The following is a 25398-nucleotide window of genomic DNA, read 5'->3' as shown; positions in this document are numbered from 1 at the left end:
GCGCGTGCCTCAGGCCGCGGAGCCGGTGCGGTTCGACCACCTGACGCTGCTCGTCACCGACCTCGACGAGGCGACGCGGTTCCTCGGCGTGCTCGGCTTCCGCGTGACGCGCTCGGTCGTGATCTCGGGCCCGGAGATGGATGCGTACATGGGGATCTCGGGGCTCGAGGCGGACCACGTGACGCTGAGCGTTCCGGGCGCGGAGCCGCACGAGGAGGTGCAACTCCTGCGCTTCCACCATCCGCACGCCGTGCGCGACGCGGGCTCCGGGCACCTGGACCGCGTGGGGTTCAACCACATCTGCTTCCGCGTGAGCGACCTCGACGCGACGGCGGCCGCGTTCGCGGACGCGGGGTTCCACGCGCGCAACACGCCGATGGTGTTCGCGGACCGCAAGCTCGTGTTCCTCGACGGGCCGGGCCACGCGGTGGTCGAGCTCGCGCAGTGGTTGTAGGCGGAGAGGTCGGCCGTCAGCTGGAGAGGCGCGACTCGACGCGACGGTCGGGCACGAGCCACATGAGCGCGACGACGACGTAGAGCGCGACCGCGATCCACTGGTTCACGAAGGCGAGCGGGATCGCGATCGCGTAGATCGCGGGTGAGATCTTGCCCTTCACGTCGCGGCCGATCGCGTCGCGCAGGACGGAGTCGGGACCCTGCATGGCGACGATGCACGACTGGAGCACGTAGTACGCGATCGCGGCGAGGAGCAGCACGACGCCGTAGCCGGCGGTCGGCAGCGACGCGAAGTGGTTCTCGCCCATCCAGGCCGTCCCGAAGGGAAAGAGCGAGAGCCAGAAGAGCAGGTGCAGGTTCGCCCACAGGATCGTGCCGTTGACGCGCTCGGTCGCCTGGAGCATGTGGTGGTGGTTGTTCCAGTAGATGCCGAGGATGACGAAGCTCAGCGCGTAGCTCAGGACGATCGGGACGTCGGGACGGAGCGCGTGCAGGTGCGTGCCGTGCGGAATCTTCAGGTCGAGGACCATGATCGTGATGAGGATCGCGATGACGGCATCGCTGAAGGCCTCGAGCCGCCCCTTCGGCACACGCGGAGGGTACTGCCGCCGTGGCGTCGCGCCGTGGCGTCGCGCGGGGTCTCGCTGGCGTCGTGCGTTGCCGCCGGGCAACCTGAGTGGGTGACGACGTCGGGTGGGCGACGCGGCGGATCCGACGACGAGTCGCTGCTTGCGCTGTTTCGCGCGATCGCGGCGCGAGATGACGACGAGATTGCGCGCCAGCTGGACCGATCGCCCGACTTCGCGACGAGAGCGGTCGAGATCGGCGCGAGCCGCGAACACCCCGACACTTGGTTCCTCACCGAGATCCGTCGTCACGTGTATCGGGGTGACACACCGCTGCACATCGCAGCGGCCGCGTACCGACGAGACATCGCCGAGTCGCTCGTCGCACGCGGCGCGGCTGTGCGGGCGCGGAACCGCCGAGGAGCTGAACCACTGCACTACGCCGCCGACGGGAGTCCGGGCGCGCCGCGGTGGGATCCGGATGCGCAGCGGGACGTCGTCGTCTATCTGATCGACAAAGGCGCCGACCCCAACACGTTCGACAAGAGCGGCGTCGCTCCGCTCCATCGAGCGGTGAGGACTCGCTCCTCGTCGACGGTGAGGGCCCTGATCGAACACGGCGCGGATCCGCGACTGAAGAACAAGAGCGGCTCGACGCCGCTCCACCTCGCCGTCCAGAACACGGGCCGAAGCAACTCGGGGACGGACGCGGCAAAGGAGGAGCAGGCCCGGGTCATCGCCATCCTTCTCGAACACGGAGCGAGCCCGGCGGACACGGATTCGCGAGGCAAGACAGTCGCCGCGGCCGCGTCCAGCAACCGGATCCGCGAGTTGCTCCTCGACAAGTGACGGGCGCGGCGCGCCGTGGTCAGCGACTACGGCTGTCTCATGGCTTCACGTGGAGACGATGGGACTCGAACCCACGACCCCCTGCTTGCAAACGGCGATCAGGCGGTTCTGGGAGTAGGGCGTATTCGCGGAAGTGCTGGTCAGCGGGGCTGGGCGCTACCGCTGAGTGCCCTCGCGTCACCCCGAGTTGCCGTCCGTAGTGGCACGGAAGTGGCACGACGGGCACCCGATCGGTCGCGCGTCAGCTGCATCACGCGCTTCCCCTCGGGTGCCATCACCGTCGACCACTACGGAGACGCACATGCACCCGAACCCCGACGACCGCGACGCGCTGTTCACGCGCGCGCCTGAATCCGCCCCGAAGCTCTCTTACAGACTTGCCGGTGCCGCTACCGGCACCGGCCGAAGCACGCGAAGCACGCGGGACGGCACGCTCGACCCGGCCGTGATGCTCGACGACGCGGCGGCGTTGTTGGAGCCCGAGCCCGGCGTCGATCGCACGCGGACCGAGTCGGTCGACGAGTTCACGCGCCGATACGTGGCGCGCTACGAGCACGCGATGGCGCTCGCGGACGCCGCGTACGAGTACGACGAAGCGTTGCGGCGTGGCGCGATCGAACGACGACGCCTGACGCGCAAGGCCGACGCGATCCGCAATCGACGCCGGCGGGAGTCGGAGCGCGACTCCGCGACGGAACGGCGCCGTCCGAACCACCCGGTGAAGATCGACGTCGACGCCGCCGCGTGGGCGACGGTGAAGGGCGCCGCGTACTGGGAGCGCCTCGCGATGGGCGACAAGGTCGCGCAGCTCGTCGATCGCGCTGTACAGGACCGCGTGGTCCCTCGACGCTCGCCTGCACGGACGCCTGAACGTCGGTTCGCGCGGCTGTTCGTCGACGAGGAGACGTGGGCGGCGTTCCGGGCGTTGGCGCTCGACGCGGACGTGTCCGCCGGCCGGCTCGTCGGTCTCCTGGTCGAGCGTGAAGCGAAGCGTCACGAAGGCGGCGGGCAGTGAACGGCCGGCGCCGGTTCGGCGCGATCCGCAAGCTGTCGTCGGGTCGGTGGCAAGCGCGGTACCGCGATCCGGAGACAAACCGCTACCGCACGGCGGAGACGACGTTCGCCACGAAGACCGACGCGGCGCGGTGGTTGTCGATCCTCGAGGCCGACATGACACGCGGCGTGTGGCACGACCCGAAGCGCGGCGAGGTCCTGTTCGTCGACGTCGCTGAGCAGTGGTACATGACGAAGCAGCACCTGCGGGAGTCCACGAAGTACATCTACCGGACGCTGCTCGACAACCACATCCTGCCGACGTTCGGCGAGCGCGCCGTCGGCTCGATCACGACGCTCGACGTCCAGGTCTGGATCGCGGACCGACACGCCAACACGCGGATGGGAGCGAACAGCGTCGCGAAGACCTACAAGCTGCTCCGTACAGTCATGGAGTCAGGCCTCGACGCGGGCCTGATCCTGCGCAACCCGTGCCGAGTCAAGGGCGCCGGCACCGAGCGGCTGCCCGAGATGCGCTGCGCGACGGTCGAAGAGGTCAGCGCGATCGCGCAAGCAGTCGAGCCGAGGTGGCAAGCGCTTGTGCTTCTGGCCGCGTACAGCGGCCTCCGCTGGGGCGAGCTCGCCGGCCTACGGAGGCGCTACCTCGACCCGCTGCACAAGACGGTCCGCGTCGTCGAGCAGTGCACCCAGGTGAACGGCCGTTTCGTGTGGGGCCCGCCGAAGACGAGCGCGGGGACGAGGACCGTGGTGCTCCCGCAGTTCATCTGCGACGTCATGGTCGAGCACCTGGCGAGATGGAGCGAGCCCGGCACCGAGGGCCTCGTCTTCACGATGCCTGACGGCGCCCCTCTCCGACGGGAGAACTTCCGAAGGCGAGTGTGGCTGCCCGCGTGCCGGAAGGCGGGAGTCGAGGGCGTCCGCTTCCACGACCTCCGCCACACCAACGCGACGCTGGCCGCCGCCAGCGGTGCCCCGCTCCGTGCCGTCATGCACCGCCTCGGCCACGCGTCAGCAGCCGCCGCCCTCCGGTACCAGCACCGCATGGACGGACAGGATCAGACGATTGCAGCCTTCCTCGATAGCGTCGCTATCCCGGTGAGCAACACCCGCGAGCCCCGTAACGCCCAGCATTCCGGACCGCTCGCATGATGTCGCCGGAGCCAACCAAATGAACAGGCCGTCGCCGGCGCGCGGCCCGGCGAATGTCGCGAAAGTCATGCGAGCGACGCTCGCAAGCCCTTCACGCTAACACTCTGGTGGACCGCTCGCATCTCCGGCTTCAGAGATGTCTTCCAATAGGCGCGCGGTTCCATCGTCGAATACTTCGCCCGAGGCGCGCCAGCCGAGTGTATTGAGCCAGTGCGCAAACCCTTCGCCTCAGTATCGAGAACCGATAGCCTTGCATTCACACGCTGGTCCGGAGATGCCATGATCGCGCGAAGACTCTATACGAGCTCTGTAAGCGCTCCATTCGAGATCGCAGATTCCAAGATGTCCGGCACGCCACCGTCTGCATCGTTCACGTGAATCTCGACGTACCTGCTTGCACGAGAGATGGCTAAGTACAGCAGGGATAGAAATCTGCGCCGGACGTGCCCAAGGTGCGCGACACCCGTGTGTGTGTCGGGGAGACCCGCGACTAGCACCGAATCGAACTGCAGTCCACCTACGTACTCGGCTGCCGCTAGTACAGTGCTCCGGCGCGTGTACCTCAAAGCCTCAATATCGTCACGACCTTGAATCACAGAGACATTGCCCAACCGGGCATTACCAGCCGCGGTGATCAGTTGCTCCAAACACGACGGCTCGAGGACGACGACCGCCACACGAGCATCTCCCGTCGCACCCCTCGCCAAGTCGACGGCCCTAGCGAGGACACCTTCGGCCTCTAGGGCCCGCGTTGCGTGACGGACGAGTCGCGGCGTTTCACCGCTAGGAGCGCTCGATTCGACCGCTGACAGGTCGAGCTCCCATTCCTCGCCAAGCCCAAGAGCAGGGTACGTGTCGTTAACGTGCCGCACGAGATGCAAGATCTGCGGCGTGAACCGGTGCACCGTCGAAAGCTCCATGGACCTAATCGTTCCAAGGAACGCGTCTGCCATGCCGCTCTCGCCGCGTGTGATCGCGGCCCGATCCACGTCTACATACATCTCCGCAGGAGACTGCCGCGGGTCTAGCGCCATGAACATACGGGGATACACATCGGGATCACGGGTCAGGTAGTGGAGAACCAGGCGCTCCTGCTCGTTGAAGAGGTGCAGCTCGTCGACGAACACTAGGTCGTACCCCTCGTGCTCGCGACGGATGTTCCAGGTGAATGTCTCCAAGTAGTTCAGGAAGTCGTTGATCAATTGGTCTGACGTCAGCAGGCCCTCGCCCCGGAGTGCGGACACGTAGTTCGAGTAGATGCTCAGCACGAAGGCCCTGTCTGCGTCCGTCTCCAACGGCATCATCCAGGGCGTCCGCTGCACATGTCGGTACTGTGCCTCAGCATTGATGCTCGGGAGAATCCCGTTTGCTGACAGGACGCACGAGAACTCGATCATCAGGTCCCAGACGAACGCGTTGAACGCGCGCGAACCGGGGTCGCTCTCTACCCGCTCGCGAAGCTGACTGGAAACCCTCGATCTGTAAGACAGCCATTCTCCCCGCTTGGCACTCGTCAGCACGTTGTCGATACGTTCCAGCTGAAGTTTCTTTCCGCTCAAGCTGTCCTCGCCGAGAATGTCGAAACCATGGCCTGACCGCTCAGCCGGCAACTTGTCCTGGGCTATCGACAACAGTGGGTAAACCTCGATCGGCGAGACATCGCCAGACTCATCCAGGCGTCTGATGCCCTGATCCACTTGCTCAGCGGTCGCCCAACTGTGCGTCGCGAACAAGATTCGCGTAGAAAGCCCGGCTTCTCGAGCGCCGTAAAGCTCGCGCAGCGCCTTGAGCTCGAGAGCGAGAGTCTTTCCGCTACCGGCAGGCCCTCGCAGCTTGATGGAAAGGTCGGTCGCACTCTCGACGAACTCGCGCTGGTGTGTAGTTAGCTCCGGAAGCCACCTCGAGTAGCTGCGATGGCCCGTCACGGCACCGAAGGTCACCGCGTCGAGATCCAGAACGTTCTGGACGGAAGCGCTGGCCGGTGGCGCGGGAAGCTCAGCAAATCGCTGCCGCGCGGACTCTACGGCGTCGTTCCATTCTTCAACGGTGCGATCTAGTGCGGAGTAATCGGACGAGAACTGCGCGAGATCAGTCTGATGACTCGATGACGTGATCCGCCAGAAGCAGACGTCGCAGCTACCTCGTGGGTGTATCTCCGCGATCCAGCGCAGAGCGCCCTCGTCGCGCGGACAGGCAAAGAACGCAATCAAGTTGTCCTGCCAATACTCGTTCCACGCGAGTGGCAGGGTTACGGGCGGATGCTCGGCCTCCAGGGCAACGCGGTGGACGCGCTCAAGTACCACGCGGTATACGTCGGGTGCGAGCCCGGCAAGCAAGTGCTCGTTCTGCGCGAATACGATCGTTCGGGTCGAAGATGCATCGTCTGAACGATGCAGAATGAAATCAGCCGTCGGTCCATGTACTAACAGAACATCCCACTCGCCATTCTTGGGAATGGTCCGCTCAGCTAACCACCGTTGATCGCCACCATGTTCCAGGACGGCCTGGAGTGAGCGGATGGTAAATACGCAATTGCGACCCATTACGTGTCCTCTGCCTTCACTTGTCGGCTCGCATAATGCGCCATCACCGTGTTGTCGCGTTGATCTTCATAATCCGTTGGTAGACCAATCGCTGAGAATACCTGGGCCAACTGCTGCGTAAGGCGGTAGACATAAGGGGACCGCAGTCGAGCGACCCGGCGCGCGCGAATGGGATTCATATGCAGATCGCGGGGCCGCAACGCGATCTCCGTCTCGTTGATCTCGCGGATCAGTCGAAGATACGCGACGTAGCCCGACCGCTCGGTCGACGTTAGGGCGTTCAAGAAGAAGGCGTCACCTGGAAGCGACCGCACGCGCTCACGGATCTCATCCCAAAGGATCTCGCCTACCGGCCTCTTTGTGCGGCTCGCCCGGCCGCGAAGCGTACGGAGCATCTCGAACTGCGTATCAAAGTCGCCGACGCCGGCGGTGAGGCAGCCCTTAGCGAGGTCAATCAGTTCTGCGAAGGACGGTCGCGCGTCGTCCGGAACGCAGAGGTCGTCAGCGATGCGCGCCGATTCTGCCTCCTTCACCCAGCGATCGATCGCGTCGTCCGCGAGCGGATCAGGGAACTCAGGCCGCCGCTCCGCCTGCAGTTCGCGCACGCGCCTGTGGACCTCATCGAGGACCGGCGTCGAAGCACGCTCCAACTGCCGGGGGAGCACGAACCTCTGCAGGTACTCCGTGAGTTCCAGAACAGGTACATACGACAGGATCCCTGCGTGCTTGTGCAGCGCGATGTCGCAGTCCGCAGTAACGACGATGCCGAGGCGCGCCCAGGGGCCCTGGTACTCGTCAAGGAAGACGAAGACGTCGCCCTGCCTGACAGGCAAGGGATCCGTAAGCTCGTCGCACTCTGAGAATCCCCCCAGTGCAGGGTTGTCGGCGCTCTCCACGCTCCGCTCCCGACAGCTTCGCGCTCTGCCCAGGATCACTAGGAAGGGGCAGACCCGCGCTTCGAGACGGGGAGCGTAGGCTCCCCGTCTTGTGGCACGGAAGTGGCACGCGGATGGCGCGGCGGAGGGTGGACACGCCGGCAGGACGCGCGACGACCCTGCTGACCTGGGCTTTCGCGGTGGAGACGATGGGACTCGAACCCACGACCCCCTGCTTGCAAAGCAGGTGCTCTAGCCAGCTGAGCTACGTCCCCGCTGGTCGGCGATCGTAGCGGTCGGTCGGGGAAACGGCGTCCGGGCCTCAGCCGGACTCCGCGGGCAGGACCATCGCGAGCTGACGGCTCATCGCGACGAGCTCGCCGTCCTCGTCCCACAGCTCGCCGTCCTCCTCGAGCAGGCCGTCGCGCAGCACACGGGTCCGGAACACCGCCCGCAACCAGCCCGGCGCGGGATGCCCGCGCAGGTGGACCGTGAGCTCGAGCGTCGGCACCCAGGACGCGCTCACGACGTCGAGGATCGGCGGCGGGAACCCGTCGGCGAACAGCACCAGCGACAGAAGATCGGCCGGACGGCCGTCGACAAACCGTGTCCAGCCCGCGATCCGCGGGACACCGCCCCGCTCGCCGCGCGACCAGCCGAGCAACTCGGGCAGCCTCGTATCGAAGCGGTGCATGATCGTCGGCGGCGCGCCCACGCCTGCCGGTGGTCGGCCGCTCACGATCGGGACGCACTCCTCGACCGGCGGCAGCTCGGGCGGTGACGCGTCCACGAGCGTCGGGCCGTGCACCTCGCCGAGGTCGCCGAACGTCGCGAGTGCCTGGATGCGCGGCCTTCCGTCCTGCACGAGCGCGCCCGACGCCGTCGCGAAGCGGCGACCGGAGCGCACGACGTCCACGTCGACGTGCGCAGCGCCGTGATCAGGAGGGCGGAGAAAGTGCGCGGTCACGGTCAACGGATCAGGCGCGGCAACGGCGTCCGCCATCGCACGCACCACGATCGCGAGCGCGTACCCGCCGTTCGGGTTGACGCCGATGTCCCAGCGGTCGGAGACGTCCGCCCGCCACCGGTCGCCGGCCCGCTCGACCGCGGTGTCCTCGTCGAACTCGAACGCCACGATTCCTCAACTTATCGGCGTCGCGAGCACCCTCTCATCGCGGCCTCATCGCCGCTCGGCTGAGCTTCGCCCGCCGCCAGCTGCATCGTGGCGGCCGTCGGGGCGCGCGCGGCAACGTATGCGTCCCCATCGACACGAACGGAACCGATGACCGAGACGCCGATCCGCCGAATCCTCGTCGTGGCCGCGGTCGCGGCCGTCGCGCTGGCCGCATGCTCGTCGGGCGGCGGGTCGCACGCCTCGAAGTCGGCGAAGGGCAACGCGACGAGCACGACCGTTGCGCACGCGGTCGCGTCGTCGACGTCGACGACCGTTCCGTTCAACGGCGACGTCTACGCGTACACGCGCGCGGGGATGTTGAGCCCGGCGGTCGCCGGCGTGCCGACGCGTGTCTACGTCCCCAACAGTGAGGCGAACACCGTCGACGTCATCGACCCGACGACGTACAAGGTCATCGAGCACTTCGCGACAGGTGCGCTCCCGCAGCACGTGACGCCGTCGTGGGACCTGCGCACGCTCTACGTCGACAACGACCGTGGCAACACGCTCACGCCGATCGACCCGCGCACGGCCGCGCCGGGCACGCCTATCGCCGTCGAGGACCCGTACAACCTCTACTTCACGCCCGACGGCTCGAAGGCCATCGTCGTCGCGGAGCGCCTGCACCGCCTCGACTTCCGCGACCCGCACACGTGGAAGCTCATCAAGAGCGTGTCCATCGGCCCCGCGGGCGTCGACCACCTCGACTTCACCGCGGACGGGTCGCAGCTCGTCGCGAGCTGCGAGTTCTCGGGCTGGCTCGAGCGCGTCGACGTCAACACGATGACCGTCACGGGCTCGTTGCGGGTCGGCGGTCAACCGATCGACGTGAAGCTGTCGCCCGACGGGACCGTGATGTACGTCGCGAACCAGTCGCGAAGCGGCGTGTCCGTGATCGACCCGGCGACGATGCGCGAGGTGCAGTTCATCCCGACGGGGTCGGGCGCGCACGGTCTGTACCCGAGTCGCGACGGCAAGCTGCTCTACGTCAGCAACCGCGCGGCCGGCTCCATCTCCGTGATCAGCTTCGCCACCCGCTCCGTGATCGCCACCTGGCACATCGGAGGATCGCCCGACATGGGCGGCGTGACCGCGGACGGCAGCCAGCTGTGGCTCAGCGGCCGCTACAACTCGGTGGTCTACGTGATCGACACGGCGACGGGCCGCGTGATCCACACCATCCCCGTCGGCAACGGCCCGCACGGGCTCGACGTCTTCCCGCAGCCCGGCCGCTACAGCATCGGACACACCGGCAACTACCGCTGAGCCGTCGTCGAGCTCATCCGACGGCGAGCTCGACGGCGCCGTTCACGTACGACGACGGCGCGGCCTCGCCACCGACGAGATAGGCGGTCGAGCCGATGACGGCCGCGCCCGCGTCAGAGATCGCGCGCGGCAAGTGCGCGACGGTGTGCAGCGAACCCGTTGCCGGGTCGAGCTCGGAGACGTCGTCGGTCCAGCTACCGGCGACGTGACCACCGAGGACGTACACGTGGCCGTCGAGCGTCACCGCGGTCGCGTGCGAGCGCGTCTGCGGCATGCGCGCGAGCACCGACGCCGCGCCGGTCGCGAGGTCGATCACCTGCACCGCGTTCGTGTCCACGCCCGCGTTCTCGCCGCCGCTCGTCGCGCCCCCGACGACGAACAGCTTCCCGCCGACGACCGCGACCGCGGGGTACCGCACGGGGACGGGAAGACGTGCGATCGAGCGGAACGCGACGCCGTCGCTCGTCGCGAGCACGTCGGGAACGAGGTTCGTGCCGTCGTACCCGCCGACGACGTACACCGTGCCGTCCGCCGACGCCGCGCTCACGTCGGCTCGGCGCGTCGGCAGGTGCCCGATGACACGCGCCGCCGCGCCCGCGGTCGTGAGCTCCTGCACGGCATCCGTCGTTGCCGACGAGCCGCCGCCGAACACGACCGGCCGTCCGCCGACCAGAGCACCGGCGGCGTCGTGCACCGCCATCGCGAGTGACCCGTCGGACCGGGCCGCGCCCGTCGTCGCGTCGACGGCGAGGACCGCGGCCGTCGTGCCGCCGACGGACGTACCGCCGAGCACGACGAGCTGGTTCCCGACCGCGACCACGACCTCGCGCGCGAGCGCGTGCGGCAACGACCACGGCGCGACGGAGACACGCACGGTGGCGGGTGCGGGCGCGGCGGTGGTGGACGTCGGCGACGACGGCGCGCGCGTGGTGGCGCCCGTGGTCGTCGCACCGTGCCCACCCTTGCTCGCGCTGCTCGAGCACCCGACGACGCCGAGCGCGAGCGCGACGAACGAGGCGCACGTCGCCGCGCCGCGCACGCGACGACGCGTCACGACGCGACCGGGACGCCCTCGAACACCGCGGCGCGCACGCCGCGCGCCGAGAGCTCGCCGAGGAACGGCACCGCGCTCACCAGCGTGGCGAGACTGTGCGCACCCGCCGGCCGCGCCTCGGCGAGCACGTCGAGCGCGCCGGCGAGCGCGGCCGCGGTGACCGCGAGAACGCTCCCGGCGGCGGTCGACGTCTGCTCGATCACGCCGTACACGATGCTCTCGCGCGCACGACCACGGCTGCCCCATACCTCGACGCGCGCGGCACCCCATCCCGCGCCCGGAACCGGCGGGCGGAGCCATCGCAGCACGGGCCGCTGCTCGGGCGGCTCCGCGTAGCGAACGGTGACGTGCGACAGCCCGGCGAAGCTCGACGCGAGCAGCTCGACACCGTTCGCCACGAGCGTGCACTCGAGCGCGCCGATCGGGTCGGGGAACCACACGAGCTCCGCACCCACGCGACGGCGCGACTCGACGAGCTGCCCGTCGTGCCACTCGAGCGCGTGCTCGTGTCGCGCGCGACGAACCGTCGCCGCGGACGCGGGCCCGGCCGCGCCCGCACGCGCGACGTGGACCTCGTCGACCGTGTCGAGCGCTCCGGCCGCGTGGCGGGCGAGCACATCGGAGAGGCCGGGCGCGAGCCCGCAGCCGACCGCGATCGCGACGTCGCGCGTGCGTGCGTCACGATCACGCGCAAGCAGGTCGTGGAGGATGCGCGTGTCGTCGCACGACGACGCGAACGGGACACCGACCTCGAGCGCGCGGTCCGCGACGAGCGGGTCGGCATCGCCGTTCGCCGCGCAGGCCACCGCGTCGACGCCGTCGGGCAACGGTGCATCCGCGCTCCAGTCGATCACCTCGACGCGATCACCCAGCGCGTCGGCGACCATCTCGGCCCGGTCGGACCTGCGGTCGGTGACGAGCAGCCGGTCGACGGCGGGGGTATCGATGATCTGGCGGGCGGCACGGGCCCCGACCGCGCCGAGACCAACCAGGAGGAGCGTCGTCATCGGGCGGCGTCCGACGTCAGCGGAAGTCCGGGCCCTGCAGCTCGCGCCAGCCGCCGCTCGTCGGCGGGACACCTCCGGTGCCGCGCAGGCGGATGACGCCTCCCACGAGCGCGGCGATGACGGCGACGAGCAGACCCCGGCGGAACACCCTCACGGCGGCGAGTGTACCGACACGCACACGAGCACCCGCAGCCCGCCTCGCGGGCGCGACGCCCGCTCAGCTGATCGTGATGTCGGACGGCTCGACGCCGCCCGCGACGGGAGGCTCGGGCTCCGTCTGCAGGAGCACGTACCGATGCACGATCGCGGCGATGACGCCGCCGACGAGCGGCGCCACGATGAACAGCCACACCTGCCGGAGCGCGTCACCCCCGAGCACCACCGCGGGACCGAGACTCCGGGCCGGGTTGACGGACGTGCCGGTGATCGGGATGCCGAGCAGGTGCACGACGGTGAGCGCCATCCCGATCGCGAGCCCGGCGAAGCCGGCCGACGCGACGTAGCTCGTCGCCGACAGCACGACGAGGACGAACAGGAACGTGAGCACGACCTCGGCGCCGAACGCGCCGCTCACGTTGATGTGCACGAGCGAGTGCTTGCCCCAGCCGTCGGCGCCGAGACCGGTCGTCGAGCGCGAGTACTGGGGCGACCCCTCGAAGATCGCCCACAGCACGACGGCCCCGACGATGCCGCCCGCGAACTGCGCGATCCAGTATCCGATCGCCTCGCTGATCGTCATCCGGCCCGACGCGACGAAGCCGATCGTGACGGCCGGGTTGACGTGACATCCCGAGATCGGGCCGATCGCGTACACGAGCGCGAGCAGCACGAGCCCGAACGCGAACGCGGTCGTCACGACACCGGCCGAGGTGCTCGCGCCCGCGAACTTGAACCCGAACGACAACGTGGCGACGCCGACGGCGAACACCACGAGCATCATCGTGCCGAGGAACTCGGCGACGAGCTTCCGACCGTCCACGGGCGCGCCTCCCCGTCCGGCGACCCGCGGATGATCGCGCCGCAAGCCGTCGAGTGCTATCACCCTCGCGGCGACTGCTGCTGCGCGACCCCGACGCCGACCCGATCGCCATCATCGGTGCGCGTCGTTAGCCTTCGCGCGCGAGTCGCGCGACCAGGAGGAAGCGATGGGCCTCTACCGGGAGCAGATCCTCCCCCGCGTGCAGGACAAGGTCATGTCGGTCGCGCGGATGCGCGACGTACGGGCACGCGTCTGTGCCGGCCTGAAGGGTCACGTCGTCGAGATCGGCTTCGGGACGGGCCTCAACGCGACGTACTACCCGGGCGAGGTGACGAAGGTGTACGCCGTGGAGCCGTCGCGCGTGTGCATGCGCATCGCACGACCGAGGATCGAGCAGGCAGCGGTCCCCGTGGACGCGGCCGGTCTGACCGGTGAGCGTCTCGATCTGCCGTCGGGCGCGTTCGACGCGGTCCTCTCGACGTGGACCCTGTGCACGATCCCCGACGTTCAGTCCGCGTTGGCGGAGTTGCGCCGCGTCCTCAAGCCGGGTGGCACGTTGCACTTCGTGGAGCACGGCCACGCGCCGGACCCTGCCGTCGCGCGGTGGCAGCATCGCATCGAGCCGGTGTGGAAGCCGATCGCGGGCGGATGCCATCTCACGCGCCGCATCGACGAGCTGATCGAGGGCGCGGGGTTCGCCGTCGAGTCGATGGACCGCTACTTCATGGACGGCGAGCCCAAGTCCTTCGGGTACACGTTCGAGGGACGGGCGACCAAGCCGTGACCGTTCGGTCCGGTCAGTCAGTCAGTCAGTGGGGCTAGGTGGAATCGAACCACCGACCTCACCCTTATCAGGGGTGCGCTCTAACCGACTGAGCTATAGCCCCGGGGAGACGTTCACGTTACCCGAGCGGCTGTCGCGTCAGATCCTCGGGCCGATGTCGTCCTCGACGATCACGACCTCGACGCCGCCGACGAGCTCGGCGAACAGGTTGTAGAACGCGGCGGCGACCACGGTGATGATCGTCATCAGCGCGACGAGGACGAGACCGACGAGGATCGTGCCCTCGAGGATCTGCGCCGACAGGAACTTGAAGTCCTTCGAGCTGAGCAGGTCGCCCATGAAGTGCTCGACGTCGTGGATGACACCGAACGCGTCGGCGATCAGCCACAGCACCACACCGGCGACGATCGTCACGATCAGGCCACACAGGTAGAAGCACAGCGACAGCTTCAGCACCGACCACAGGTCGAGCTTCTGCACGGTCTGGCGGTAGCGGCGCTGGGGAAGGCGCGCCGCCGGGCTCACCGGGAGCGCGTCGCGACCCGCCTTCTTCGATCGTCTGGACGCGGCACCCGACGCCGGGTCGACCGCTGCATCGAATCGGGCCACGTCCCTACTCCCCGTCGGCCTCCAGGACCGGCGCGACGGCTACGACGTTCTCGCCCTCACCGAGGCGGGCCACCCGGACGCCCGTCGCGTCCCGCCCCTGAGAGGAGATCTCGCTGGCTCCCATGCGGATGATATTGCCGCCCGAGGAGAAGACGAGGATCTCGTCGTCCGCGCCCACCATGAACGCGGCGACGACCTCGCCGCGACTCGCCGTGACGCGCATGCCGCGCACACCTTGCCCGCCGCGTCCCTGCCGGTTGAACCGGTCGAGCTTCGTCCGCTTGCCGTGGCCGCTCGAGCTCACGAAGAGCATCACCGCGTCGTCGCGCGCGACGTCGCAGGAGACGACCGCGTCCTGCGCGTTCTTCAGCTTCATGCCCCGCACACCCGCGGTGGCACGGCCCATCGCGCGGACATCGTCCTCGCTGAACCGGATCGTCATGCCGGCCTTCGACACCATGAAGATGTCGTCCGAGCCACGGGTCTGCACGACACGCACGAGCTCGTCGTCGTCGCGCAGGTTGATCGCGATCAACCCGGTCCGCAGCGACGAGTCGTACTCGGACATCTTCGTCTTCTTCACGATGCCGTGCTTCGTCGCGAAGAACAGGAACGCGCCCTCCTCGTAGGTGCGCGTGTCGATGACCGCCTGGATCTTCTCGTCCGGTTGGAGCGCGACGAGGTTCACGAGCGCGGTGCCGCGCGCGGTGCGTTCCTTCATCGGGATCTCGTGGGCACGCAGCCGGTACACGCGGCCTCGGTTCGAGAAGAACAGCAGGTACGAGTGGGCGGTCGTCTGGAGCAGGTGCTCGACGTAGTCCTCGTCACGCAGGTTCCCGCCCTTGACCCCCTTCCCGCCCCGGCCCTGGCGGCGGAAGGCGTCGACCGGGACCGTCTTGACGTAGCCCTTGTGCGAGAGGACGACGACGACCTCTTCGTCCTCGATGAGGTCGAGCACGTCGAGGTCGCCGGTGTCGTAGGTGATCTCGGTGCGCCGGTCGTCGCCGAACTCGTCCCGGACCTCGATGAGCTCCGTCTTGATCACGCCCCGCAGCTTCTGCTCGTCGGCAAGGATCGACTCGAGCTCGGCGATCGTCGCGGTCAGCTCCTCGTACTCCTCACGCAGCTTCTGGCCCTCGAGCTGGGCGAGCCGGCGCAGCTGCATGTCGAGGATGTGGCTGGCCTGGATCTCGGTGAACGAGAACGGCTCCGCCATCAACGCCTCGCGCGCGGCGTTGGCGTCCTCGGAGCCGCGGATCAGCGCCACGATCGCGTCGATCATGTCGAGAGCGCGGATCAGGCCCTCGACGATGTGCGCGCGGTCGCGCGCCTTCTTGAGCCGGTACTCGGTACGGCGGCGGACGACCTCGACCTGGTGGTCGACGTACACCTGGATCGCCTGCTGGAGGTTGAGCAGACGCGGCACGCCGTCGACGAGGGCCAGCATGTGGCACGGGAAGTTCGTCTGCATCGGCGTGTGCTTCCACAGCTGGTTCATCACCACCTGTGCGTTCGCGTCGCGCTTCAGGTCGACGACGAGCCGCGTGGAGTCACCCGACGACTCGTTGCGCACGTCGCGCACGCCGTCGATCTTCCGCTCGTTCACGAGCTCGGCGATCTTCTGCCCGATCACCTCGACGGACGTCTGATACGGCACCTCGGTGACGACGATCCGCTGCGTGCCCTTGCGGTCCTCGTCGATCTCAGCGACGGCGCGCATCTTCACCGAGCCACGACCGGTCCGGTACGCGTCGAGAATGCCCGCACGACCGAGGATGAGCGCGCCGGTCGGGAAGTCGGGACCCTGCACGAACTGCATGAGGTCGTCGGGTGTCGCGTCGGGGTGGTCGATGAGGTGGACGCACGCGTCGATCACCTCACGCAGGTTGTGGGGCGGGATGTTCGTCGCCATCCCGACCGCGATGCCGCCGACCCCGTTGACGAGCATGTTGGGGAAGCGCGCGGGCAGGACGACCGGTTCGTTGTTCTGGCCGTCGTACGTCTCCGCGAAGTCGACGGTGTCCTCGTCGATCTCGCCGAGCAGCTGCATCGCGAGCGGAGCAAGCCGGGCTTCGGTGTTGTGGTTGACGAACCCGTTGGCGAGGAAGGCGTGGCTCTCGGAGTCGACCCGGATCGAGTAGACCGGTTGGACGCCCGCATCCTCGACCGACTCGACCGTCGCGAAGTACCAGTCGTTCGCGACGAGCGGCGTGATGACACGCTGGCACTCGTCGCTCGGGATGTGCGCGAGAACCTCGCGGCCTTCGCCGCGGTCCCACCGGTCGATCGCGTCGAGCGTGTGCTTCTCGAGCCACTTCTTGTCGGCCCCGCGCGCACCACTCGCGTCGCGGATGTACTCGGCGACGAACGGGATGCGGTCGGTGGTGCGCGTGCTCGGGCCGACCGGGACCTGCGCGAGCTCGCGCTCGAGCTTGTCCTGCTTGGCGCCGAGGAAGCCGACGTACGAGGCGAAGCGCGCGGCGTCGCGGCGGTTGCCGATGAACAGCTCGATCTCGCCATTGGCGTAGTGCGCTTGACGGGCGACGATGCCGAACTCGAGCAGCAGGAGCTGGACGTCCTTGGCGAGCTGTTCGCTGCGAGTCGAGTAGCAGACCTGGATGCTGTTGCGTGGGTGCAGCGACGACGAGGCGTCCCCCTCGAACAGCGCCTGCAGGAAGACGCGCTTGAAGTCGGGGCTCGCGGTCCACACGAACGACGGCACCCGCTTGTCGGCGCTGCGCAGATCTGCGAGTTCACCAATCCCGCTCTCACGGAACTGCTGCGAGTGAGTGTCGAGGCGGTAGAGAGCCTTGCCCGACGGTTGTGCGACCGTCCGGACACGGCGATACCCGCCGACGAGGAAGTCGAACGCGTCGAGGACCGCTGCGAAGTACGCGCCATCGGTGTTCGCGAATCCGACGCTCTTCTCCGTTGCCCAACCCTCGGCGACCATCGCGCCCGCGAGCAGAGCGAGCTTGCGATCGCGGTCGGTGAGCTCGCCGAGCTCGTGCTCGCGCGCACGCGAGATCACGACGCGCGCGCCGGGCTCGATCTCCTCGAGCAGCTTCCACTGGAGCATCGGCACGCCGGCGATGCGTTCGACACACAGGACCGGATGGTTGGAGGTGCCGGTCAGCTCGAACCCTTCACGCGTGCGCAGACGCAGCGCCGGGTGGTCGCCGCTGTGGAACAGCTTCGTCGCGCGAACCGGATCGCCGTACTCGTCGCGGACCTTCAGGTCGACGTCGACCTCCGAGTTGGGCTCGATCTCGGCAAGCTCGTCGATGCGCCGCGTCGCACCCTCGACACGAACGAGTGTGTCGCCGGTCACACAGTACCTCATGGCCGCCGGGCGGTCGTTCGGGTCGGGGGAGCCGAAGTTCCCGTGACCGTCGATGAGCGGGTACCGGAGCGAGAAGTCCTGCGCCATGCGCGCGAGCGCGTCGTAGATCGCGGTGTCGCCGTGCGGGTGGTACTTGCCCATCACGTCGCCGACCGCGGTCGCGCACTTGCGGTGCTGACGGTCGGGACGCAAGCCGCCCTCGTACATCCCGTACAGGATCCGGCGGTGTACGGGCTTCAGCCCGTCGCGCGCGTCCGGCAACGCGCGCGCGGTGATGACCGACATCGCGTAGTCCAGGTAGGAGCGCTCCATCTCCTCCTGGATCTCGATGGGCTCGATGTTGCCCAGCGTCTGCTGGTCGTCGGGCATGCGCCGACACCCCTTCCCGACTCGGTTTCCTTGGCTCCCTCGGGCCGGCCCGTCCCGCGCATCCGCGCACGGGCCGGCTTCGTCCGCGCCGACCCGCGCACAGCTCGATCAGATGTCGAGGAAGCGCACGTCCTTCGCGTTCTCCTGGATGAAGTCGCGCCGACCCTCGACGTCGTCACCCATCAACGTGGAGAAGATCTCGTCCGCGATCGCGGCGTCCTCGACCGAGATCTGCAGCAGCGTGCGCGTCGACGGGTTCATCGTCGTGACGCCGAGCTCCTGCCAGTCCATCTCGCCGAGGCCCTTGAACCGGTTGACCTCGATCTTGCGGCCCTCGTGTTCGGCCTCGAACGCACGCAGCGCGGCGTCGTCCTTCAGGTACGTGCGGTCGTTGCGTCCGAGATCCGCGCGGTACAGCGGCGGCTGCGCGATGTACACGAACCCGCGGCGCACGAGCTCGGGGAGCTGGCGGTAGAAGAACGTCAGCAGCAGCGTGCGGATGTGCGCACCGTCGACGTCGGCGTCGGTCATGAGGATCACCTTGTGGTACCGGATCTTGTCGCCGTCGAACTCCTCGGCCACGCCGGCGCCGATCGCGGTGATGAGCGCCTGGATCTCCTCGTTCTTGAGCATCCGGTCCATGCGCGACCGCTCGACGTTCAGGATCTTCCCGCGGATCGGCAGGATCGCCTGGAACGACGGGTCGCGTGCGCGCTTCGCGCTGCCGCCCGCGCTGTCACCCTCGACGATGAACAGCTCCGCCTCGTCGGGGTTGCGGGAGGAGCAGTCGGCGAGCTTGCCGGGCATCGCCGCGCTCTCGAGCAGCGACTTGCGACGCGTGAGGTCGCGCGCCTGGCGCGCCGCGAGGCGTGCACGCGCGGCCTGCGTCGCCTTCGACACGATCTGGCGCGACTCGGTCGGGTGCTCCTCCAGCCAGTCGCCCAGCTTCTCGTTCATCGCCTTCTCGACGAGCGAGCGCATCTCGGTGTTGCCGAGCTTCGTCTTCGTCTGGCCCTCGAACTGTGGGTTGCGCAGCTTGACGGAGATGATGGCGGTCAGCCCCTCGCGGATGTCCTCACCCGTGAGGTTCTCGTCCTTTTCCTTCAGCAACCCCTTCGCGCGCGCGTACTTGTTGACCACGTTCGTGAGGGCCTTCTTGAAGCCCTCCTCGTGCATGCCGCCCTCGGTCGTCGCGATGTTGTTCGCGAACGAGTGGATGCCCTCGTAGTAGCCCGTGTTCCACTGCAGCGCGCACTCGATCTCGCCGTTGTCGTACGCCTCGTCGAACGACACGACCCGCTTGAACAACGGCTCCTTCGACGAGTTCAGGTGCTTCACGAAGTCGACGATGCCGCCCGGGAACTTGAAGACCTGCTCGACCTTCGGGTCGGGACGCTCGTCCGTGAAGCGGATCTCGAGCCCCTTGTTGAGGAACGCCATCTCGCGCAGCCGCTCGAGCAGCGTCTGCGCGCGGAACTCCACGTCCTCGAAGATCGTCGGGTCGGGCCAGAAGGTGACGATCGTCCCGCGCCGCTTCGACGGCCCGATCTTCGTGAGCTTGTCCTGGGGGACACCGCCCTTCGCGAAGTGCTGCACCCACTTGCCGCCGTCGCGGTGGATCTCGAGGTCGAGGCGCGTCGACAGCGCGTTCACGACGGAGACGCCGACGCCGTGCAGCCCGCCGGAGATCTTGTAGCCCTCGCCGCCGAACTTCCCGCCCGCGTGCAGGACGGTCATCACGACCTCGGCCGCGGACTTGTTCTTGTAGTCCGGGTGGTTGTCGACGGGGATGCCGCGCCCGTTGTCGAAGACGCGGCAGCCGCCGTCGGCCAGCAACGTGACCTCGATGCGGGTCGCCTCGCCCGCCATCGCCTCGTCGACCGCGTTGTCGACGACCTCGTACACGAGGTGGTGCAACCCGGACGGACCGGTCGAGCCGATGTACATCCCCGGGCGCTCGCGCACCGGCTCGAGGCCCTTGAGAACGGTGATGTCCTTTGCCGCGTATGCCACGCGCGCGCACCTCGTCGGGATGGAGTCGAGGGCCGGGCCCGAACCCTTCGGAGTGGGGGTGCCGACCGGCGGGCGTCAGGTGGAAAACCCGACGAAAGACCTGGTCAGGGCCCGTATTGCCACTCCTGTCAGTGTACCAGACGGGTGTGACGCCCTCGTGCTCCTCCGACCGCGCGCGGTAGCCGGGTCAGCGGCGTCGTGCGCCGCGACCCGCCGGCTGACCGCGCCCCGCGCGCGTGCGGCTGTGACGCCCGCGCGACGTGTTGCGACGATGACGGCGACGGTCCTGTCGCGAGACGGTCTCGTCGGCGGTCGCGCCCGCGACGCGCGTCGCGCGGGAGCCGCGTCGCGGGCGGCGGCGGCGGCGACCCGTGAACGCGACGACGATGCCGACGAGAACCGCGAGCGCGATCACCGTGCCCGCCGCGACGAGCGCGACCGTCAACATGCTCGTGGAGCGCGTCTGCTTCGCGGGTGTCTGCGTGTCGTTGTGCGGCTTGACGTTCGCGAGCGCGGACTTCGTCGCACCCGTGACGGTGACGACACCGTCCCAGTCGAACGTCTTGCCGTTCTCCCACGCGAGATGCACGTGCACCGGGTACGTGCCCTCGCGGGCGTCGTCCATCCACGGCACCTTGTACGTGATCGACGTGCCAGGGACGAACGTGTCGATCTTGAACTCCTTGACGAGCTGCGTCTTGTCGACCCGCACGATGCCGTTGCCGTGCGCGTAGCCCGTACCGGTGTTCGCGAGGTCGAGGCCGAGCAACACCCCGCTGTGGTTCGCGATCGCCTTCGCGCCCGTCACGGTGAGGTTCCCGACCGCCACGCCGGGCGTGTCGATCTCGACCGCGATCGTGCGCGCGAGCTGGACGTCGGCGACCACACCGAAGTGCCCGGTCGCCGACGGCGCCGAGTGCGCGACGGGCGAGTAGACCGTGATCCCCGCGAGGTGGACACCGGGCGTCGCGTCGAGCGGCACGTGCACGGTGAACGGCTCGTCACGCGTCTCACCCGGTTGCATCGTGAACTCGACGTCGCGCGGCGTGACCCACGTGCCCGCGGCCGTCTGCTGCGCGGTCGGGCTCGCGAAGGACGACCCGGTCTCGGGCGACGTCAGGCCGTCGACACCGGCGAGCCGCACGTCCACCTCGTGGTCGTTCGGGTTCGTGACGCGCACGCTCTGGGTGAGCGTCGCGCCCGGCGCCATCGCGAGCTGGTAGTACCCGCCGGTCTGCACGAGCGCCGAGCCCGGCGCGGGCACCGCGCCGATCTGGTCGCTGGTGTTCCCCGCCGACGCAGCCTGCGCCGTCGCGACGAGCGCGACCAAGGCGACGGTCATCACTGCCGTGAGCCTGCGCATCGTGCGTTGCTTCCCCTCTTGTCCTCTGTCGGGCGGCGAGCAGCGGCCCCGGGCGAGTGGACCCGGGGCCGCGTGCTCGAGTGGTGGTTGGTTACGGGGCGGTGACGAGGTCGACCGTCGCCGTCGTGCTGTAGGTGCCCGCGTAGGCGTCCGCGGGGACGTGGAGCACGAACGGGCGGGGCGAGACGAGGTACACGCCCATGCCGGCACCGATCGCCGCCGAGACGACCTTGTGCGCAGCGCCGTCGTCGACACCCGGTGCGTCGAACACGCTGGGGGCCGCCGACGTCGTGCCCGGGTCGGTCGTGACGACCGGAGCCTTCGTGTCGACCGAGCCCGTCGCGAGCGTGTGCGGCGTGCCGCCGCCCGTGCTCAGCTGGGTCAGCGTGTAGTCGACGTGCCAGCCGGAGCCGCTACCGGTCGCGTCGTTGACCATGAAGCGGGTCAGCGCAGCGCTCGTGAGCTGCGGCGAGCCGTTCAAGGTGATCGTCGCGAAGTTGCCGAGCGTGGGCTTCGCGATCGTGTTGTCGAACGACAACGACCCCGCGTTCAGCGTGGCGGTGGCGGTGTTGTTGTTGCTGTCGTCCGCGACCGCCGGTCCGGCGAACACGGCCGTCAACAAGGTGGCGACGGCGAGGCCGAGCACCACCCTCTTCGTCTTGGACATGGTGATCCTCCTGATCGGGCGCACCCGGACCTCCGTTCCCGGGTCGGCGCGTATGACGACGCTCCTGCGCCGTTGATCGGAGAATCGGCAGGTCGGAGGGGGTTCGAAGGAGTTGCTGGAAGGAATTCGGCACCGTATGGGCGGTTTCGCTCACGCCCGGCGGCGCTCCCTCCGACCCTCGGCAACCGCGGCGGCGCGGGCCCGACGGCGGCGGCCCGGTGCGGGCGTGGCGCGGCGGCGCGCCGCGACGGCCATGCCGGCCCCGACGACGAGCGCCGCCGCCGCGGCCCCCAGCACCCACGGCACCGGTGAGGTGCCGCCGTGCGACGCGCCTCGTGCGGTCGCACGCGGCCGCGCTGGCGCTGCCACGCCTCCGACGCCGACGAGGCCCGACCAGTCGAGGCGCGAGCTCGCGTAGTCGAGCCCGAGCTGCGCGGGGTACCGCGCTGTGCCGGCGGAGTCGGGCCACGGCGCGTCGACGTCGACGCTCGTCCCGGGCACGAACGTGCGCACGACGACGTCACGCTGGATGCCGAGCGCGGGGACGTGCAGCGTTCCCGTCGCGCGCACGAGCGCGTTGCCCGCGTTCGTGACCTTCACGACGAGACGCCGCGCGCCCGCATCGCCCACGATCGCCGCTGACGTCACCGCGAGGTGCGGCGCCAGCGCGCCCGGCACGTCGACCTCGACGCCGAGGACCCGCTGCGACTCCATCGTCACGTCGACCGCGACGTTGGACGACCCGGAGTCCGTCGCGCTGCCGGCCGCCGCGCGCGCGGAGACGCTGATGCCGCCGAGGTGCTGCCCGCCGGGCGCGCCCGCGGGGACCCGCACCGCGAACGAGACGTGCGCCTGCTTGCCGGCCCCCAGGGTCACCGCCGGCACGTCGGGCTGGATCCACGTGCCGACGCCCGCGGGCGTGTCGGACGGGAGGCCGTAGACGGCGCCGCGGCCCACCGCGCTCCCGGCGTCGACGCCGCGGACCTGCGCCGTCACCGAGGCGCTGCCGTGATTCGTGAGCACGAGCGTCTCCCTGGCCGTGGTGCCCGCGGCGGCGTGCAGCACGAAGTACGAGCTGGTCGGGTCGACCGACGAGCCGGGCGCCGGTGCGGCACCGACGAACGCCGCGGGTCCGGATCCCGATGCCGACGCGGGCGCGGCCGCGAGCGCGACCGCGACCGCCAACCCGACCGTCGCCGCCGCTACCCGCGCGCCCCGCCGTCCCACCGCGCTACGGGCCCGTGGACAGCGTGACCGTGAACGTCGACGTGTACGTGCCCGCGAAGGCGGCGGCGGGGACCGTGAGCACCGCGGGGCGGGGTGAGAACAGCCACGTGCCCGGGCTGCCGAGGTGGTCGCCGGTCGCGGGGTCGGCGACCGCGACCGCGCACCCCTGCGCGGTGTCGAGCGCGGACGAGCCGGTGCAGTCCTGCGCGGTGGGTGGCGTCGAGGTCGTCCCGCTGCCGGCGGTGACCGCGGGCGCGGCCATCGTCACCGACCCCGACGGGAGCGCGTGTGTCCCCGTCGTCAGCGTGGACATGCGGAACACGAGGTTCCAGCCGGCGCCGCTGCCCGTCGAGTCGGTGACGGAGAACGGCGACAGCGCGGCGCTCGTGAGCTGGGGCGAGCCGTTCAGCACGACCGCCGTGAACGACCCGAGCGACGGCGCGCCGGGAGGATCGAAGTCGAGCGTCCCCGCGCCACGCGCGGGTGCCGCCGTCGTGAGGACGAGCGCGAGCAACGACACGGTCGCGACCGCGGCCGCGACGCGAGCGCGCCGCGTGGCGCTCCGTGCGCGTTCCACGCAGTCAGTGTGGTCGATCGCGTCGCGCGATCCGTGTTATTCGCGTGGGCCGCGCGACGGGTCGACGGCGAGGCGTACCCGCTCGACGGCACCGAGGCCGACCCGTGCCTGCAGTCGCGCGAGCAGGTCCGCTTCGAGGTAGCGCAGCTGTGTCGCCCACGGCGCGGAGTCCACGGCGATCGTGAGGACGCGGTCGCGCAACGTGCGCGGGTGGCTGTGCGACGCGATCTGCCCGCCGACGAGGTCGGGCCACGCGGCCCGCAGCTCCCGGATCGTGGACGGGTCGGGCAACCCCAGCCCGCGGGTCACCTCCGGCAGCACGTCGCCGAGGCGCTTCGGCGCCGGGGGCTCGGGGCGGGCGTACCAGCCCCCCCGCTCGTCGTCGTGGGCGCTCACGACGGTCCGTCCAGCTCGGTGAGACGGCCGTCCGCCACCCGCAGCCAGCGCTGGGGCCGCACCCCGGTGGGGACCACACCGGCCGTCGTCAGCAGGGTCTGACCGTGCGGGAGGTGCTCGACGAGCGCCGCCGCCCGGCCCGGGTCGAGCTCGGAGAACACGTCGTCGAGCAACAGGACGGGATCCTCGCCGACGACGTCCGCGGTGACGCGGTGACCGGCGAGGCGCAGCGACAGCGCGAGCGTTCGTTGCTCACCCTGCGACGCGTGCGTGCGCGCGTCGAGACCGTCGACCTGCAACCTCCACTCGTCACGATGGGGGCCGACGACCGTCGTCGCGCGCGCAAGCTCCTCCCGACGCCGACCCGCGAGCGCGGCACGCAGCGCGTCCGCGACGTCGTCCGCGCGATCGCGCTCGACCACACCTTCGGCCCACTCCGCCTCGTAGCGCGCGTCGATCGCGACCTCTGCGCGCGCGAGTGACCGGTAAGCGTCGACAAGTGGCGGGTGCAGCCGGTCGATCAGCCGCAACCTCCCGCGCACGAGCTCCGCACCCGCGCGTGCAAGCTGCTCGTCGAACACGTCGAGCGTGAACTCGTCGTCGTGACCGTGGAGGCCGGCACGCAACAATGCGTTGCGCTGACGGAGCACGCGCTCGTAGTCGGCGCGGGCCGCGTCGTACCGGGGTGCGCTCGCGACGAGGAGGTCGTCCAGGTAGCGGCGCCGCTCGGACGGCCCACCCTTCACCAGCTCGAGGTCGTCCGGCGAGAACACGGTCACCCGGAGCGAGTCGGCCAGGTCGCGCCGCCGGGCCAGGGCCCGCCGGTTGACCTGGATCCGGTTCCGGCCGACGGCCCTGATCTCGGCCTCGAAGAGCTGGTCACGGCCGTCGCGCTCGAACTCGGCCCGGACCACCGCAGTCGCGGCACCGGACCGCACGAGCGCGGCGTCGGGGACGCCCCGGAACGACTGCGCCGTCGCCACCCAGCCGACCGCCTCGAGCACGCTGGTCTTGCCCTGACCGTTGGCGCCCACTACGACCGTCGATCCCTCCGCCGGCGCCAGCTCGAGCTCCTGGTAGCAGCGGAAGTCCGTCAGCCAGAGCTGCCGCAGACGCAC

The 25398-nt window shown here is 69.4% G+C and carries 23 protein-coding genes and 2 tRNA genes; 6 read left to right on the top strand and 19 right to left on the bottom strand.

What is annotated here, in order from left to right; translation table 11 throughout:
- Nucleotides 1-4: 4 nt before the first annotated feature.
- Complete coding sequence (locus VFC33_17720) at nt 5-454, top strand: VOC family protein (GenBank protein ID HZR15077.1); 450 nt, start codon at nt 5-7, stop codon at nt 452-454.
- A 16-nt stretch (nt 455-470) separates the two neighbouring features.
- On the opposite strand, the gene VFC33_17715 is transcribed toward VFC33_17720, so the two are convergent.
- Nucleotides 471-1046, bottom strand: coding sequence for a TMEM175 family protein (locus tag VFC33_17715; protein HZR15076.1), 576 nt, complete (start codon nt 1044-1046; stop codon nt 471-473).
- A gap of 90 nt (nt 1047-1136) precedes the next feature.
- Here VFC33_17715 and VFC33_17710 point away from each other — a divergent pair, with 90 nt between their 5' ends.
- The 3 genes from VFC33_17710 (at nt 1137) to VFC33_17700 (ending at nt 4034) form a co-directional block, all read left to right on the top strand.
- The gene (locus VFC33_17710) at nt 1137-1871 is read left to right on the top strand and encodes an ankyrin repeat domain-containing protein (GenBank protein HZR15075.1); all 735 of its coding nucleotides are present in this window, start codon (nt 1137-1139) and stop codon (nt 1869-1871) included.
- Nucleotides 1872-2316: 445 nt separating this feature from the next.
- The gene (locus VFC33_17705) at nt 2317-2886 is read left to right on the top strand and encodes a hypothetical protein (protein HZR15074.1); all 570 of its coding nucleotides are present in this window, start codon (nt 2317-2319) and stop codon (nt 2884-2886) included.
- Nucleotides 2883-4034 (top strand): site-specific integrase, encoded by a 1152-nt coding sequence (locus tag VFC33_17700; GenBank protein HZR15073.1) that lies wholly within the window; start codon nt 2883-2885, stop codon nt 4032-4034. The genes VFC33_17705 and VFC33_17700 overlap by 4 nt, the downstream gene beginning before the upstream one ends.
- 296 nt (nt 4035-4330) lie before the next feature.
- On the opposite strand, the gene VFC33_17695 is transcribed toward VFC33_17700, so the two are convergent.
- The 4 genes from VFC33_17695 to VFC33_17680 form a co-directional block, all read right to left on the bottom strand.
- On the bottom strand, nt 4331-6370 hold the full coding sequence (locus VFC33_17695; GenBank protein HZR15072.1) for a UvrD-helicase domain-containing protein: 2040 nt from the start codon (nt 6368-6370) through the stop codon (nt 4331-4333).
- 206 nt (nt 6371-6576) lie between these two features.
- Nucleotides 6577-7473, bottom strand: coding sequence for a hypothetical protein (locus VFC33_17690; GenBank protein HZR15071.1), 897 nt, complete (start codon nt 7471-7473; stop codon nt 6577-6579).
- A gap of 180 nt (nt 7474-7653) precedes the next feature.
- Nucleotides 7654-7727 (bottom strand) — tRNA-Ala (locus VFC33_17685).
- Between the two features lie 47 nt (nt 7728-7774).
- Entirely contained in the window at nt 7775-8587 is an 813-nt protein-coding gene (locus VFC33_17680) for a thioesterase family protein (GenBank protein ID HZR15070.1), read from the bottom strand.
- Nucleotides 8588-8734: 147 nt separating this feature from the next.
- On the opposite strand from VFC33_17680, the gene VFC33_17675 reads away from it, so the two are divergent.
- Complete coding sequence (locus tag VFC33_17675; protein ID HZR15069.1) at nt 8735-9892, top strand: hypothetical protein; 1158 nt, start codon at nt 8735-8737, stop codon at nt 9890-9892.
- A gap of 13 nt (nt 9893-9905) precedes the next feature.
- Here VFC33_17675 and VFC33_17670 read toward each other — a convergent pair whose 3' ends face one another.
- From VFC33_17670 to VFC33_17655, 4 genes are all read right to left on the bottom strand, one after another.
- Entirely contained in the window at nt 9906-10946 is a 1041-nt protein-coding gene (locus VFC33_17670) for a kelch repeat-containing protein (protein ID HZR15068.1), read from the bottom strand.
- Entirely contained in the window at nt 10943-11953 is a 1011-nt protein-coding gene (locus tag VFC33_17665; GenBank protein HZR15067.1) for a hypothetical protein, read from the bottom strand. The genes VFC33_17670 and VFC33_17665 overlap by 4 nt, the downstream gene beginning before the upstream one ends.
- 16 nt (nt 11954-11969) lie before the next feature.
- On the bottom strand, nt 11970-12107 hold the full coding sequence (locus VFC33_17660; protein HZR15066.1) for a hypothetical protein: 138 nt from the start codon (nt 12105-12107) through the stop codon (nt 11970-11972).
- A 63-nt stretch (nt 12108-12170) separates the two neighbouring features.
- Entirely contained in the window at nt 12171-12932 is a 762-nt protein-coding gene (locus VFC33_17655) for an aquaporin (protein ID HZR15065.1), read from the bottom strand.
- Between the two features lie 166 nt (nt 12933-13098).
- Between VFC33_17655 and VFC33_17650 the strand changes: the two genes are divergently transcribed.
- Nucleotides 13099-13716: a class I SAM-dependent methyltransferase gene (locus VFC33_17650; GenBank protein ID HZR15064.1), complete on the top strand. Its 618-nt coding sequence runs from the start codon at nt 13099-13101 to the stop codon at nt 13714-13716.
- Nucleotides 13717-13745: 29 nt separating this feature from the next.
- Here VFC33_17650 and VFC33_17645 read toward each other — a convergent pair.
- From VFC33_17645 to VFC33_17600, 10 genes are all read right to left on the bottom strand, one after another.
- Nucleotides 13746-13819, bottom strand: a tRNA-Ile gene (locus tag VFC33_17645).
- Between the two features lie 35 nt (nt 13820-13854).
- Nucleotides 13855-14325, bottom strand: coding sequence for a DUF3566 domain-containing protein (locus VFC33_17640; protein HZR15063.1), 471 nt, complete (start codon nt 14323-14325; stop codon nt 13855-13857).
- A gap of 4 nt (nt 14326-14329) precedes the next feature.
- Nucleotides 14330-18037: a DNA gyrase subunit A gene (gene gyrA / locus VFC33_17635; GenBank protein ID HZR15062.1), complete on the bottom strand. Its 3708-nt coding sequence runs from the start codon at nt 18035-18037 to the stop codon at nt 14330-14332.
- Between the two features lie 108 nt (nt 18038-18145).
- Complete coding sequence (gene gyrB, locus VFC33_17630) at nt 18146-20050, bottom strand: DNA topoisomerase (ATP-hydrolyzing) subunit B (GenBank protein HZR15061.1); 1905 nt, start codon at nt 20048-20050, stop codon at nt 18146-18148.
- A 187-nt stretch (nt 20051-20237) separates the two neighbouring features.
- On the bottom strand, nt 20238-21392 hold the full coding sequence (locus tag VFC33_17625) for a DUF916 domain-containing protein (protein HZR15060.1): 1155 nt from the start codon (nt 21390-21392) through the stop codon (nt 20238-20240).
- Nucleotides 21393-21504: 112 nt separating this feature from the next.
- Nucleotides 21505-22080 carry a WxL domain-containing protein gene (locus tag VFC33_17620; protein ID HZR15059.1) on the bottom strand — a complete coding sequence of 192 codons (576 nt, stop codon included), beginning with the start codon at nt 22078-22080 and terminating at the stop codon, nt 21505-21507.
- A 150-nt stretch (nt 22081-22230) separates the two neighbouring features.
- Nucleotides 22231-23265, bottom strand: coding sequence for a DUF916 domain-containing protein (locus tag VFC33_17615; protein HZR15058.1), 1035 nt, complete (start codon nt 23263-23265; stop codon nt 22231-22233).
- A 46-nt stretch (nt 23266-23311) separates the two neighbouring features.
- Nucleotides 23312-23884, bottom strand: coding sequence for a WxL domain-containing protein (locus VFC33_17610; protein ID HZR15057.1), 573 nt, complete (start codon nt 23882-23884; stop codon nt 23312-23314).
- Nucleotides 23885-23920: 36 nt separating this feature from the next.
- Nucleotides 23921-24280 carry a DUF721 domain-containing protein gene (locus VFC33_17605; protein ID HZR15056.1) on the bottom strand — a complete coding sequence of 120 codons (360 nt, stop codon included), beginning with the start codon at nt 24278-24280 and terminating at the stop codon, nt 23921-23923.
- Complete coding sequence (locus tag VFC33_17600) at nt 24277-25398, bottom strand: DNA replication/repair protein RecF (GenBank protein HZR15055.1); 1122 nt, start codon at nt 25396-25398, stop codon at nt 24277-24279. Before VFC33_17600 ends, VFC33_17605 begins: the two co-directional genes overlap by 4 nt.

The sequence above is a fragment of the Acidimicrobiia bacterium genome, from assembly GCA_035651955.1.
Taxonomy (GTDB): domain Bacteria; phylum Actinomycetota; class Acidimicrobiia; order IMCC26256; family JAMXLJ01; genus JAMXLJ01.
Note: the sequence above shows the minus strand (reverse complement) of the source record. Positions and strands in the feature narration are given on the sequence as shown.

Bases quoted from the DNA above. Each gene is read 5' to 3' on its own strand.
- gyrA (HZR15062.1), bottom strand. From the start codon at position 18,037: ATGCCCGACGACCAGCAGACGCTGGGCAACATCGAGCCCATCGAGATC.
- VFC33_17665 (HZR15067.1), bottom strand. From the start codon at position 11,953: ATGACGACGCTCCTCCTGGTTGGTCTCGGCGCGGTCGGGGCCCGTGCC.
- VFC33_17675 (HZR15069.1), top strand. From the start codon at position 8,735: ATGACCGAGACGCCGATCCGCCGAATCCTCGTCGTGGCCGCGGTCGCG.
- VFC33_17625 (HZR15060.1), bottom strand. From the start codon at position 21,392: ATGACCGTCGCCTTGGTCGCGCTCGTCGCGACGGCGCAGGCTGCGTCG.
- VFC33_17650 (HZR15064.1), top strand. From the start codon at position 13,099: ATGGGCCTCTACCGGGAGCAGATCCTCCCCCGCGTGCAGGACAAGGTC.
- VFC33_17620 (HZR15059.1), bottom strand. From the start codon at position 22,080: ATGTCCAAGACGAAGAGGGTGGTGCTCGGCCTCGCCGTCGCCACCTTG.